The organism is Pseudomonas arcuscaelestis (genome assembly GCF_016881005.1).
In the GTDB taxonomy this organism is placed as follows: Bacteria; Pseudomonadota; Gammaproteobacteria; order Pseudomonadales; family Pseudomonadaceae; genus Aquipseudomonas; species Aquipseudomonas arcuscaelestis.
Map to the genome: position 1 here is coordinate 90,039 of NZ_JACOPV010000011.1, position 12,984 is coordinate 103,022.

General features: G+C 59.1%; 10 protein-coding genes. 3 read left to right on the forward strand and 7 right to left on the reverse strand.

The features are described from left to right. Positions 1–55: 55 nt before the first annotated feature. The 7 genes from H8F21_RS18045 to H8F21_RS18075 all read right to left on the reverse strand — a co-directional run bounded on the left by H8F21_RS18045 (position 56) and on the right by H8F21_RS18075 (position 10,857). On the reverse strand, positions 56–1,135 hold the full coding sequence (locus tag H8F21_RS18045; RefSeq protein WP_203480649.1) for a sensor domain-containing diguanylate cyclase: 1,080 nt from the start codon (positions 1,133–1,135) through the stop codon (positions 56–58). A gap of 80 nt (positions 1,136–1,215) precedes the next feature. Then, positions 1,216–1,806 carry an MliC family protein gene (locus H8F21_RS18050; protein ID WP_203480646.1) on the reverse strand — a complete coding sequence of 197 codons (591 nt, stop codon included), beginning with the start codon at positions 1,804–1,806 and terminating at the stop codon, positions 1,216–1,218. A 72-nt stretch (positions 1,807–1,878) separates the two neighbouring features. After that, positions 1,879–4,602 (reverse strand): helix-turn-helix transcriptional regulator, encoded by a 2,724-nt coding sequence (locus H8F21_RS18055; RefSeq protein WP_203480643.1) that lies wholly within the window; start codon positions 4,600–4,602, stop codon positions 1,879–1,881. Between the two features lie 206 nt (positions 4,603–4,808). Further along, positions 4,809–6,173 (reverse strand): DUF1329 domain-containing protein, encoded by a 1,365-nt coding sequence (locus H8F21_RS18060; protein WP_203480641.1) that lies wholly within the window; start codon positions 6,171–6,173, stop codon positions 4,809–4,811. A gap of 27 nt (positions 6,174–6,200) precedes the next feature. Continuing rightward, the gene (locus H8F21_RS18065; protein WP_203480639.1) at positions 6,201–8,084 is read right to left on the reverse strand and encodes a DUF1302 domain-containing protein; all 1,884 of its coding nucleotides are present in this window, start codon (positions 8,082–8,084) and stop codon (positions 6,201–6,203) included. A gap of 337 nt (positions 8,085–8,421) precedes the next feature. After that, the gene (locus tag H8F21_RS18070; protein WP_203480637.1) at positions 8,422–10,104 is read right to left on the reverse strand and encodes a fatty acid--CoA ligase; all 1,683 of its coding nucleotides are present in this window, start codon (positions 10,102–10,104) and stop codon (positions 8,422–8,424) included. Positions 10,105–10,227: 123 nt separating this feature from the next. Next, positions 10,228–10,857, reverse strand: coding sequence for a LysE family translocator (locus tag H8F21_RS18075; RefSeq protein ID WP_203480635.1), 630 nt, complete (start codon positions 10,855–10,857; stop codon positions 10,228–10,230). Between the two features lie 143 nt (positions 10,858–11,000). On the opposite strand from H8F21_RS18075, the gene H8F21_RS18080 reads away from it, so the two are divergent. From H8F21_RS18080 to H8F21_RS18090, 3 genes are read left to right on the forward strand one after another with little or no spacing between them, the layout of a single operon-like run. After that, positions 11,001–11,579, forward strand: coding sequence for an NAD(P)H-dependent oxidoreductase (locus H8F21_RS18080; RefSeq protein WP_203480633.1), 579 nt, complete (start codon positions 11,001–11,003; stop codon positions 11,577–11,579). A 12-nt stretch (positions 11,580–11,591) separates the two neighbouring features. Further along, positions 11,592–11,963 carry a MerR family transcriptional regulator gene (locus H8F21_RS18085; RefSeq protein WP_203543400.1) on the forward strand — a complete coding sequence of 124 codons (372 nt, stop codon included), beginning with the start codon at positions 11,592–11,594 and terminating at the stop codon, positions 11,961–11,963. A 26-nt stretch (positions 11,964–11,989) separates the two neighbouring features. Then, entirely contained in the window at positions 11,990–12,955 is a 966-nt protein-coding gene (locus H8F21_RS18090) for a 2-hydroxyacid dehydrogenase (RefSeq protein ID WP_203480628.1), read from the forward strand. Positions 12,956–12,984 lie beyond the last annotated feature (29 nt).

The following is a 12,984-nucleotide window of genomic DNA, read 5'->3' on the forward strand; positions in this document are numbered from 1 at the left end:
GCGGGTAAATCCAGGTGCGACATCAGCGTCGCCACCCTTGGGTCGTGCTCAAGCGTTAAGCACAGGTTGCAGTAGCGGCGACTCGGTACTGATTGTCGCCACTGCGTTTGGCCTCATACATGGCCAGATCTGCCAGGTGAATCAATGTGTCCATGCTGGCGGCGTGGTCGGGATAAATCGCGACCCCCAGGCTGGTACCCACCTGCAGGAGTTCTCCGGAAATGATCATGGGAAAGGCCAGCGACTCGATCACCTTGCTGCAAACCTGTCGCACTTCTTCTTCCAAATCGTCCCCAGGCAAGAACCCTTCAAGGATCAGAACGAACTCATCGCCACCTATCCTGGCCACGGTATCGGCCGAGCGCAGCATTTGCTTGAGCCGCTTGGCGGTAAACGTCAGCACTTGATCACCAATGGCATGGCCATTGCGGTCGTTGATCGCCTTAAAATCGTTCAAGTCCAGAAACGCCAAGGCAACGCGGGTGTTGCAGTTGCGCGCCTTTTCCAGCGCCAGCGCCAGGCGCTGCTCAAACACCACTCTATTGGGCAGGCCGGTCAAGGCGTCATTGTGGGCCAGGCTCTGCAACTGATTGGCCCAGGCCTTTTCCTCGGTGATATCGCGTACTACCCCGATCATCTTCACCGCCACGCCCTGGTCGTTGCGCACCACGTTGCCGGTCTCGCGCAGCCAGCGAATGCTGCCGTCGGGCCAGACCACACGATATTCTTCATCGTGGTTCTCACCGGTGTGGATACAACGCAACTCCCCGGCCCGCACCTGGGCGCGGTCATCCGGATGTACGCTGGTGCAGAAACGCTCGTAGCTGGGGCTGATCTCCCCGAGCTGAAATCCGAACATGGGGTATATGGCGTCGGACCAATACAGCGCTTCGGTATCGATATCCCAGTCCCACGTGCCAATGCGCGCAAAATACTGGCTGCGTTTATAACGCTCGATATCCTCGCGCTGCACCACGCCAGACTTACTCTGGCGCAGGCCCAGGTCATCAAGATACTGGTGACATGCACGCAGCTGCCGTTCGAGGTGACGACCGCGCAGCACCGTGCATAACCATAGGATCGAAAGGATAACCGCGCCGATCCATGGCACGACGATGTACAGCATCTGCGTCATGAGGAAGCGCTCAACGATGATAGCTAGTAGCCATCATCCTAGATCCACACTTGCTCGTAAAGCTGTGGATAAAAGAAGCCTCAGCGAGCAACCTGGCAGGTCATATCGGAGCCGTACCATTTCACTTTGGCTTCGCCCTGATGCTCCCAGAACTCGACGCCCTGGCTGCCATACTTGCTGCCGCTTGCCGCCGGCTGAGCAATCACGATGGTCTGGTCACCGCCATAGGTGAGCACTGCCGCTTGCGGCTCGAGCTGGTTGTAGAACACCGCGGTGAATGGCTTGTCGCTGTCGTTATCGTCACAGTCAAACTCGACCGCTGCCGGCACTTGCACCGCGCCAGACTGGATCTGTAGTTTGACGATGCGCACCTGATATTGCTCAAGCACACAGGCGTCGGCGTCAGTGGCTTTCCAGCATTCGTCCCGGCCTTTGATCCAGCCCCGCTGGGTTGCCTTGAGTTGTTTCTGTGCGTCGCTATCGGCCTTTGCCAGCATTTGCTTGTACAGCGCGGAAAGGTCTCGATCAAGTTTGCTCAGTTGCGGGCTCTGGCAGACTTTAAGCTCCATGCCCTGCGCTTTGTCGCAAGAAAACGATGGCCCTTCAGCTGCTTGTACTGCACCTGCGCAAAATAAGCCGGCCAGCAGGAGTTGCGTACGCGCGCGGATCATTGGTGAAACCTCCAGCAAAAATAATCTGCCAGAGAGTACAGCAGATATTTTTCCCCTGCCCTTATCCAATCGTCAGGCCAGCAAGCCCAGGGCCTTGGCTCGAGCGACAGCTTGGGTCCTGCGCTCGACGCCCAGTTTGCTGTTGATGTGGCTGGCATGGGTCTTGACGGTATGCAGTGAGATAAACAGGCGTTCACTGATCTCCTGGTTGGAACAGCCCTGGGCGATCAACTCCAGCACCGACTTCTCGCGTGCGCTCAGCGCTTCACAATTGCCGCCCGCCACCTCCGCAATATCCTGAACCGGTAGCAGCGCCAGCAAACTGGCTTGCGCTGCACTGGCCGGTTGCAGCAGCAGTTGTTCGCGCAACCATTGCGGATACTCGTTCAACAAGCTTTGAAAAGGTTGCAGGGCTCCACCTCGCGCCGCCTCCAGGCTCAAGGTCAGCAGGTCACGGGCTTGCGCCGGGTTGTTGTTGCCCAACAGCAAACTTGTCCATTGGCATAGCGCAGTGACACAAAGCATATGCCCACCGCTGTCCTGTCCACGTGCAACCAGCGCCTGCAAACGTTGCCCGGCCTGTTCCAAGCGCCCCAGGGTACGGTCGAGTGAGGTTTGCAGCACCTCGATATGCAGCGGCAGCAAGGGGTGGAACTCCGGTGCTGCAGCAGGCTTTTTGCCGCCGTAGGTCTGCCCAAGGCGCAACAGCCAGGACTCAGCCAGGTCGATGCGCCCCTGAGCCAACCACAGCTCGCACTTGATCAGGGTGATCATGGCCAAGTAGAAAATTGGTGGAACATCCCATATGTGCATCAGCCGTTCGGCTTCGGCCAGTTCGGCGAACGCTTCGGTGAAGCGGCCCTCGCGTCCATCCAGCGAAGCGATCACACAGTGGCCGATCAACACGCTGATGTCGCGACAGGCCCGCGCTTCGATCAGTCCGGCTCGCAATCGACTGCGTCCGGCTTCCGGTTGCAGGCGCGCAACCAGCAGATAGCCTTCGTATAACGTCAAGCGCGCCCTCGCCGCATACAAGCGTTGCGCCGACAAACCTTGCAGGCGCTGTAAGCCCTGACGCACTTCATCCAGTGCGCGCAGCACCTCGCCACGGGCGTGCAGCACCCGCGCGCGATCGTAATGAGCAAGGGCTTCGAACAGCGGGTTACCAATTCGTTGCGCCAGTTCCAGCGCTTCGCGGTTCCAGGTGCGCGCCCGCGAAAAATCGGCATCGGCAATGGCCAGGTTCGATAGCGTCGACAAGCACACCAGACGCTGGCCGTAGCGTTTTTGCGGCAAGCTGCGCAAAGCTTCTACACAGAAGATACGGGTACGCTCGCGATCACCACGACCACGAGCGATCACCCCACTGAGCGCCAGCCACTGCGCCAGCATCGACTTCTGCGCGGTTGCCGAAGGGGCCGGCAGAAACCGACTCAAGTGACTGGCCAGTTCTTCGGCGGCGTCCAGTTGCCCGGCCAGGCCCAGGGCCCAGCTGTACAAAACGATCAGGCGCGGTGTGCTGATCAGCAAGCTGTCAGGCAGGTCCATCTTCCAGCGCAGCAACATACCGACGTTCTGTTCGGCCAGCAGTTGCTCTTCAGAAAGGTTCTGCACCAGGTTGGCGGCGACATCCAGGTGCCCCGCGCGCAACGCCTGCTCGACTGCCTCGTCAAGCAATCCCTGGCCGTGAAACCAGCGACAGGCACGCAGGTGCAGGCTCGAAAGCGGCAAGCTGGGTTGACGGCTGCGCAGCAGGTCGGAGAACAGGTGATGGTAGCGATACCAGCGCCCATGTTCGTCCAGCGGCACCAGAAATACCTGATGCGCCTGTAGATAACCGATGATCTCGGCACTGTCATGACTTTCCCGAAGTGCATCGCACAGCTCGCTGCAGAATCGCTCCTGACAGGCTGTGTCGTTGAGAAAGCCCTGTACTTCGGCGGGCAGAATATCGATCACTTCTTCAAGCAAGTAATCGCGAATCAAGCCCTCGCCACCATGCAAAGCCTGCGGCAACGCGCTGTCGCCGCCCGACTCGCTGACCGCCAGTTGCCAGAACCGCAGGCCGGCGATCCAGCCGTCACTGCGTTGAATCAGGTTGTCCAGCGCCTGGCCGCGCAAGCCGCTTGGCTGTTGTCCCAACACGGCCAGCGACTCGTCGGGGGTCAGGCGCAGGTCCTGCTCGTTGAGCTCGAGCAATTGGCGCGACAGGCGCAGCCGCGCCAGATGCCAGTCAGGGCGCAGGCGGCTGGTAACCAGCAGCACTAGCCCAGGTGGCAGATGGTTGAGGAAGAACTGCAAGCAACGATCGAGTACCGGCCCCTGCACCAGATGGTAGTCATCAAGTACCAACAACAAGGGATTGTGCGGCTGCAGGTGACGGGCCAGCTCATCGAGCAGCCCATCGAGCCATTCTTCGAAAGCAAAGGGTTGATGGCGCTGGCGCATCTTGAGCAAGCCCAGAGACTGGTTGCCCACGGCCGGACAAACCTGCTGCAAACCTTCCAGCAAACGTTCGAGAAAACGTCCCGGGTCGTTGTCGCGGCGGCTCAACCCCAACCACAGACTGCTCCAGTGGTTGGGCAGGCTTTGGCAAAACTCCACGGCCAGCGAACTTTTGCCGAATCCTGCTGGTGCCGTCACCAGCAACAGGCGACCACCCAGTCCGGATTGCAGGCGCTGGCACAAGCGCGCCCGCGGCACGTGCCCGTCGGGCAGTGGCGGACGATAGAAGCGTCCTTCCAGGACGTTCATGGCCTGGCTGGCGAACCCTTGCGTACGGGACAGATCAGTCATGGCCGGCTCGTTTTAGTTAGAGAATCTTCGGCAACACAGATCTGGGCAGACTAGCGGTTATAAACGCGCATTTGAAGATGATTGCGTCGTCTTGCCGAAAAAAGACTACAACAAAAAGCGACAGTTCCTATCCCACCCCCACCTGCATAAACAGAAACGCCCCGGCAAGCCGGGGCGTTCTGGGAGATCACAAGGAGGTTTGAAACTTAGCGCACACCTTCCTGGCGAAGCGCTGCAGGCTGGAAGTCAGCCTTGACTGCGGTGAAGCCGAAGTCGTAGGCCTTTTTCTCTTCGTTCTTCATGCCCAGTGCCAGATAACGGCCCGACTGCAGGTCGTAGATGGCTTCCAGGGTGTACCACGGCACCTCAACGTTGTAGTAGTCCTGGGAGTGCGCTTCGGACACACGCCACAGTTGGTTGCGACCGTCGTACTGGTCGATCACTGCCGCTTGCCAGGTGTCTTCGTCAATATAGAAGTCACGTTTGGCGTAGATGTGACGCTGACCCGGCTTGAGGGTAGCAACCACGTGCCAGACACGGCGCAGCTCATAGCGGCTCAGGTCCTGGTTGATGTGACCGGCCTTGATAATGTCGCTGTATTTGAGCTTTGGATCGTCAAGCTTGTAGCTGTTGGAGGCGATATACAGCTCTTTCTTGCCTTCCAGCTTCCAGTCGTAACGATCTGGAGCACCGTTGAACATGTCCAGGTTGTCGGAGGTACGCAGGCCATCGGCGGCAGTACCCGGACCGTCATAGGAGACCTGTGGCGCCTGGCGAACACGACGTTGACCGGCGTTATATACCCATGCCTTACGCGGCTCCTTGACCTGGTCGAGGGTCTCGTGGACCAGCAACACGGTACCGGCCAGACGCGCAGGCGCCGTCACCTTCTGTTTGAAATAGAACAGAATGTTGCCAGGGTTGCTCGGATCGTAATCCTTCATCCGGTCACGGAAGACGAATTGATCCTGGAAGTACACCAGGCTGTACGAGCCATTTTGCTGCGGCGTGGCCTGGGTCACCAGGCGGGTCACGCTGCCACCACGGTAGCGGGTGATGTGGTTCCAGATGACCTCCACGCCGCTTTTCGGAATCGGGAACGGCACTGCAGTATCGAAGTTCTCCAGACCGTTTCCGCCCGCTACCAGGTTGGTGCTGGTGGCGTTTTTCTTGATCGCGGCAAACACTGCATCCGGAACCGTCGAGCCGCGGTGAGTGGTGTACACCGGAATCTTGTAGGTGTCCGGGTAGCGCTTGAACATCGCTACCTGGCCAGGCGACAGTTTGTCCTTGTACTGCTCAACGTTCTGGGCAGTGATGGTGTAGAGCGGCTTTTCACCCGCGTAGGGGTCGGCAAGAAAACCTTTGCTATCAACGGCACCGGCCGACTTGGTCAGCGGTTTCCAGGCACTGATCGAACCATCGGCGTTACCGGCCTTTTCCGCGCCCATTGGCGTCAGGGTCGAACCCAGCTTGGCTGCCTCGTCGGCGGACACCGCCGCCATGACACTGGTGGCCAGCAGCGACAGGCCCAGTACACCGGCTTGCAGCAGACTCTTGGTCATTTTCATGTTTATGCTCGTCCTGAATCGGTGTTCTTAGAAGTTCACGCCAAAGCTGAGGGCGACGAAGTCGCGATCATCCACAGTGCTGTACTTGCCATCGAAGAAGTTGGTGTACGACAGGCTGGCGGTGTAGGTGTTCTGGTACTCGGCATCCAGCCCCAGGCTGACGGCCTTGCGGCCTTCCTCGAAGTTGCCGCCAGGACCCGGCGAGTAACCGGAGACATCATGGGACCAGGCCACGTTAGGCTTGAGGTTGACCCCGGCGAACACGTCGTTGTAGTCCCAGATGGCGCGAGCGCGGTAGCCCCAGGAAGTGCTGGTGGTGAAACCGTCGTTCTCGCACTTGCGTGAAAGGTTGGCCGAAGAAGCGTTGTTGCCCGCACCGGCGATGGTTCGGCTGTTGAGGAACTCACAGGTACTGACCGGCCCCGTAGGCTCCAGTGGCCCCGGACCAAATACTGGGTCACGGCCGTAACGCATCTTGTGCGCACTTTCCAGACCACCCACGTGAGTCACACCAACTTCACCCACCACGGTCAGGCGGCTGGCGCCCATGACTTGATCGAAGAAGTGGGTGAGCGTTGTCTGGAACTGGGTGATTTCCTTACGGGTGTAGCCATGCTGGTCCTGGCCTGGAACGCCTTTGAGCAGCGAGGCATTGCCAAAGCCTGGGATTGGCGTGACACCGGAGTAAAGAATGTCCGTGGTATTGAGCTGAACTGGCGCGTTGGGGCGGTAGCTGAGCTCACCGCTCCACGCGGTGCCGGTGGACAGCGTGGTGGAGAAGCTCAGGCCGTAGAGGCGGATGTCTTCCGGGTACTCGACGAAGTACTGCGAGTTACCGGCGACGATCAACGGCGCCAACTGCGCCAGCGGCCCCTGAAGGTTGCTCAAGCCGGCATAAACCGAAGGATCAGCACCGGTGGCACTGAAGATCGGTGCGCGGCTGTGGTAGTTCATGAAGTAGGCGCCAAACTCGGTGTCCAGCGGCTCGAACATGTAGCGCAGTGCCACACCGAACTGGCCACTGTCACGGGCATCGCGATCCGGGCCACGGGCTACCTTCACCCCTTCCTGGTTGATGTCGACACCTTGGCTGGCGAGGAAGCCCAGCGCTTGTGTCGACAGGCTGCGGCTGCTGTTGAGCAGGCGCAGGTTATCGGTACAGCCGTCGGCGATGACGTCGGGCTGCGAGAAGAAAGTACCGCAGTTATCGACAACGGTCTGGTCCCATTCGATCTGGTAGAACGCTTCAGCCGACAGGTTGTCGGTGAGGCTCTGGGACACATAGAACATGTTGACCGGGATCAGACCTTCCTTGACCTCGGCACCTGGGCGACGGAAGGCGGCTACGTCGATAGGGTTGATGGAGTTGATACCACCGCCAATGAACGTACTTTCACCCCAGCTGACGACTTGCTTACCAAAGCGCACCGAGCCTGGCTGATCGGCAATGGCGTAGTTGTGGTAGACGAAGGCATCGAGAATCTCACCACCCGAGGACTTGGCGCCCTCTTTGCGGTTGGAGTCGCTGATGTCTTTGAATGGACGGCTTTCGTCCTTGAGTTCGAAGTCGTACCAGTACTTACCGCGTACGAATACACCGGTGTCACCGTACTTGAGCTCCAGGTCATGGATGCCCTTGAAGATCTTCGAAAAGGTCTCACCGCTCTTGAAGTTCAGGTGGCCATCGTCGGAGGTCTGTGACAGACCTTGACCGCCGTTGTTGACGCCGATCAGGTTCTTGTTCGCACTCTCCGTCGACCAACTGGCGCCGACAGACAGCGAGGAGTCAAACGACCCTTCAATTTCACCGATGTTGAAACTGACGCCGAATGCAGGACCGGCGAGCGTAGAAGCGAGGCTGACAGCCAAAGGCAGTTTCGCCCGGCGCCAGAACAGATTTGCTGATGTCATCGACGCTACTCCATGTACTTTCTTTATTTTTATGGCAGTGAGTCCTTTGCAGAAACGCCTCGTTCGACAGGTGTGAGCGCACCTTATACGTCGAGCAAGTGGCTAAACACATGCGTGTGCTGCCCCCCATTCCTGAAAATCCCCTGACCCGACTATAGCCAGCAGGTACTTCTGCTTGATCCCTCTAAAGTGTGATTTGCATGTTTACCCCGCAGGCGCGGTTGCTGAACCGGCCACTGCGCTGGCGAGAGGAAGAATGGCTGAAAAACGACATTTTACAAGGCCGGGATGTGTCTATCCCGCGGATCGCGCCCAGGCAGGCGCGACCCAGGGCAGGTCACAGCGTCGAGAGGAAGGTACTGTTACTGGCTTGCCATTGAGTGATGTCGAGACGGATACGTTTCTTGTCGAGCTTGCCGACGCTGGTCTTGGGAATTTCAGTAACAAGGGCGATCTGACTAGGAATCGCCCACTTGTTGATATGGCCAAGCTCCACGAACGGTTTGAGGTGTTCCTTGAGTGCCTTGGCATCGACGCTCTGCTGTTCATGCAACACCAGAAGGGCGAAAGGCCGCTCACCCCACTGCGGATCGGCAACGCCCACCACCGCCACTTCGCGGATCGCTGGATGACGGCTGATCAGGTCCTCCAACTCCAACGACGAGATCCACTCGCCACCGGTCTTGATCACATCCTTGATACGGTCGCGAATGTCGATCACACCCATGCTGTCGAGCGTGGCCACGTCCCCGGTGTGTAGCCAGCCCCCCTGCCACAACTCGGCGCTCTTTTCCGGCTCGCGGAAGTAACCCATGGTCAACCAGGGCGCGCGCAGCACCAGTTCACCCTGGGTTTCACCATCGTTCGGGAGGAAGTTGCCCTCGCCGTCGACAATCGCCGTTTCCACCAAGGGCACCGGTACACCCGCCTTGATCCGATAAGTGATGCACTCATCTTCGCTACCGGCCAGAAGTTCCTCGTTGAGGTGGGCACAAGACACCAGCGGGCAGGTTTCGGACATACCGTAGGCCGCCGTCAACTGAATACCATGGGCTTTGGCGGCCTCGTACAAAGCTCGGTTCAGGGCGCTTCCGCCAATAATGATCTTCCAGCCGCCAAAGTCCTGGTCCTGAGCGCCCTTGGCATTAAGCAGCATTTGCAAAATGGTCGGCACACAGTGGGAGAACGTAACCTTTTCCTTGCGCCACAGTTGGCACAGCAGTTCCGGCTCGTAGCGCCCCGGATACACCTGCTTGATTCCCAGCATGGTCGCCACGTAGGGAATCCCCCACGCGTGCACGTGGAACATTGGCGTGATGGGCATGTACACATCGTCACTGCCCAACAGCCGCACGCTGTCGATGCTGCCCGTAACGGAAGCGGCGGCGAGGGTGTGCAGCACCAATTGCCGATGGGTGAAATACACACCTTTGGGGTTACCGGTGGTACCGGTGGTATAGAAGGTGGTGGCTACCGAGTTTTCGTCGAAATCGGGAAACTCATAGACCGGGCTGGCTGCGGCCAGCAACTCCTCGTACTCACCCACAAGGTTCGGCAGCTCGGCGGTCTTGGACTCGGCGTCGGTCAATAGCAGGGTTTTCTCGACCGTGGTCAGTTGCCCTGCAATCCCCTGGTAGAGGCCGACAAAATCACTGTTGACCAACACGAAGCGGTCTTCAGCATGGTTCATGGTGTAGAGGATCTGATCCGGTGACAGGCGCACGTTGATGGTATGCACCACCGCGCCGATCATAGGGATGGCAAACATGCATTCCAGATAGCGATGGCTGTCCCAATCCATCACCGCCACGGTATCACCAGCCTTGACCCCGGCTTCGGTCAACACGTTGGCCAGGCGCGCAATACGCTCGTTGAGGGTCAGGTAATTGAAGCGCAGTTGATCGCGATAGACAATTTCGCGGGTTTTCTCGTAACGGCTGCCTGACAACAGCAAGCGCTTGATCAACAGGGGAAACTGATAAGCGCCCTCGGCGGGAGGAATGACACGAGTCTGCAACATAAGGGTCCCTTTTCTGGAGTGCACGTGCTGGGCAAGACATGACCCACTCTAGAACGCCCTAACGCCGGCTAAATCAGCCAAAGGAATGATTTAACCGAACGCGTCATTACAGGCAATTTGCCATCAATGCATCTCGGTAAAAGCGATTTTCACACCCAGGGCAATCAGCACCGCGCCCATGGTGCGATCAAACCAATGCCCCATACGAGCGAATCCGGCGCGTACGCGCTGCTGGCTGAACAACATGGCTACCAGACAGAACCACAGGCCGGTGGCCGCAGCCAGATACACGCCATAACCGGCCTGGATCGCCAGCGGCGTATGCGGATTGATGACCACGGTGAACAGCGACAGGAAGAACAAGGTCGCCTTCGGGTTCAAGCCATTGGTCATGAAGCCTGCAACAAAGGCTGCGCGTGGGGTGCGCTCGACCGTGGAGGTCTGCACTGTCTCGCTGCCGGGTGCAGCCGGGCCTGCGCGCAGGGCTTTGAAACCGATGTACAGCAGGTAGGCCGCTGCCAGCCATTTAAGTGCATTGAACAGCACGATCGACTGCGACACGATCAGACCGATACCCAGCAGCGAATACCCGACATGCAGGAAGATTGCCATGCCGACGCCAAAGGCAGTCCAGGTACCGGCGCGCCGTCCATGGGTCACGCTCTCGCGAACCACCACAGCAAAATCAGGACCGGGGCTGGCCACGGCGAGCAGGTGAATCAGGGCAACCGTCAAAAATTCAGCCCAATACATGGGGGCTCCTTGCGCTAAAGGGAGAATACAAAGAACACGTACCTTACGCCCTCGACATACCATGTAACAACCTGTGAGCCGCTTGACTCTCCCCTTAGGGGCAGGCGCTAGCGTGACCGCTTTGGATCACAGGGCTGCCTTCAATGAACAAACGTGTACTGGTGATTCTCGGACACCCCTCGAACCATAGTTTCTGCGCCGCGCTGAGCAGCGCCTATGTCGGTGCATCCCGCGCGCTTGGCCATGATGTGCAGGTGCTGGAGCTTGGTGCGCTGAACTTCGATCCTCTGCTACGCCAAGGGTACCGCCAAGAGCAGCCGTTGGAGCCCGATCTGTTGCACGCGCAGGCACTGATGAACTGGGCGCAACACCTGGTATTCGTGTTCCCCATCTGGTGGGGGGGCATTCCAGCGTTGTTGAAAGGTTTCCTGGACCGCGTCCTGCTTCCAGGCTTCGCTTTCAAGTACCGCAGTGACTCGCCCTTCCCCGAGCAACTGCTCAAGGGTCGCAGTGCCGATCTGCTGGTGTGCATGGATACTCCCCCTTGGTACTACCGCTGGGTATACCGGATGCCCGGCCTGGAACAGATGCGTCGCACGACCTTGCGCTTTTGTGGAATCAGGCCAAAAAAGACGTTAACGTTTGGCCCCATCATCAGCTCGAACGCAAAGCAACGCGACGCCTGGTTGCAGCGGGTCCGCAAGCTGGCCGGCACACGATAAAAGGGATTTTCGATGTACATTGGTAAAGCCGCGCAGCTTTCCGGTGCCACGATCAAATGCATACGTCATTACGAAAAGATCGGCCTGCTGCCCCCGCCTCGACGCCAAGGCAACTATCGCATCTACGATCAACAGAGCGTGGCCCTGGTCAGTCTGATCAAATGCGCGCAAAAGCTCGGTTTCAGTCTCAAGCAGATGCAGGCGATGGTCGCTGGAAACGACCCGGGTGTATTACCGTTGGCCCGAATCCATCAAGCCATTGCCAGCAAGAACGCCCAACTGCAGGCGCAAATTGCCGACCTGCAGCAGCAACAGCAAAACCTCGAAGCTTTTGCAGCGAGCCTTGAGCAGACCCGATACGATTGCTTCAGCTACCCGACCTGAGCCCGACCGACCTTACTGGAGCTTCCATGTCTGCCCCACGCCGCGCCGTATTTCTCGACCACCACTCACTGGACCTGGGCGACCTCAATCTGGATCGCCTGCGCGGTTGTTTCGACGAGTTGCAACTGTATCCGGCGACCGCCCCGGAGCAGGTAGCGCAGCGCTTGCAGGAGGCGAGCGTGGCGATCAGCAACAAAGTGATGATCGATGCCAGCACCCTGGCCGCCTGCCCCAACCTGAAGCTGATCCTGGTGTCCGCCACCGGTACCAACAATGTCGACCTGCAGGCTGCACGGGCTCAAGGCATTGTGGTGAGCAATTGCCAGGGCTACGGCACGCCGTCTGTCGCCCAGCACACCCTGGCCCTGCTGCTGGCACTGGCCACTCGCCTGCCCGACTATCAGCAGGCCGTCGCCGCCGGGCAATGGGGCAAGGCCAAACAGTTCTGCCTGCTGGACTTTCCTATCGTCGAGCTTGAAGGCAAAACCCTTGGCATGCTCGGGCACGGTGAGTTGGGCGGCGCCGTAGCACGCTTGGCAGAGGCCTTTGGCATGCGTGTTCTGCTTGGGCAACTGCCTGGACGCCCGGCACGTGAAGATCGCCTGCCCCTGGACGAACTGCTTCCCCAGATCGACGCCCTGACCTTGCATTGCCCGCTCAACGACCACACCCGCAACCTGATTGGCGCCAAGGAGCTGGCCCTGCTCAAGCCCGGTGCGTTTGTGGTCAACACGGCCCGTGGTGGCCTGATCGACGAACACGCCCTGGCAGATACGTTACGGGCAGGTCATCTGGGCGGTGCGGCCACTGATGTGTTGAGTGTCGAGCCCCCAGTCGATGGCAACCCATTACTAGCAGCCGACATCCCGCGGCTGATCATCACCCCACACAGCGCCTGGGGAGCCGTGGAATCGCGCCAGCGCATCGTCGAGCAGTTGAGCGAGAACGCCGAAGCCTATTTTGCCGGTAGCCCGCGCCGACAGGTCGGTTAAGCCACGCCCGGCTCTGCTAAACTGCGCCA

What these genes read in the sequence shown, in the direction of transcription:
- H8F21_RS18085 (WP_203543400.1), top strand. Translation starts at nt 11,592, where the DNA reads ATGTACATTGGTAAAGCCGCGCAGCTTTCCGGTGCCACGATCAAATGC.
- H8F21_RS18075 (WP_203480635.1), bottom strand. Translation starts at nt 10,857, where the DNA reads ATGTATTGGGCTGAATTTTTGACGGTTGCCCTGATTCACCTGCTCGCC.
- H8F21_RS18065 (WP_203480639.1), bottom strand. Translation starts at nt 8,084, where the DNA reads ATGACATCAGCAAATCTGTTCTGGCGCCGGGCGAAACTGCCTTTGGCT.
- H8F21_RS18090 (WP_203480628.1), top strand. Translation starts at nt 11,990, where the DNA reads ATGTCTGCCCCACGCCGCGCCGTATTTCTCGACCACCACTCACTGGAC.
- H8F21_RS18045 (WP_203480649.1), bottom strand. Translation starts at nt 1,135, where the DNA reads ATGACGCAGATGCTGTACATCGTCGTGCCATGGATCGGCGCGGTTATC.
- H8F21_RS18060 (WP_203480641.1), bottom strand. Translation starts at nt 6,173, where the DNA reads ATGAAAATGACCAAGAGTCTGCTGCAAGCCGGTGTACTGGGCCTGTCG.
- H8F21_RS18070 (WP_203480637.1), bottom strand. Translation starts at nt 10,104, where the DNA reads ATGTTGCAGACTCGTGTCATTCCTCCCGCCGAGGGCGCTTATCAGTTT.
- H8F21_RS18080 (WP_203480633.1), top strand. Translation starts at nt 11,001, where the DNA reads ATGAACAAACGTGTACTGGTGATTCTCGGACACCCCTCGAACCATAGT.
- H8F21_RS18050 (WP_203480646.1), bottom strand. Translation starts at nt 1,806, where the DNA reads ATGATCCGCGCGCGTACGCAACTCCTGCTGGCCGGCTTATTTTGCGCA.
- H8F21_RS18055 (WP_203480643.1), bottom strand. Translation starts at nt 4,602, where the DNA reads ATGACTGATCTGTCCCGTACGCAAGGGTTCGCCAGCCAGGCCATGAAC.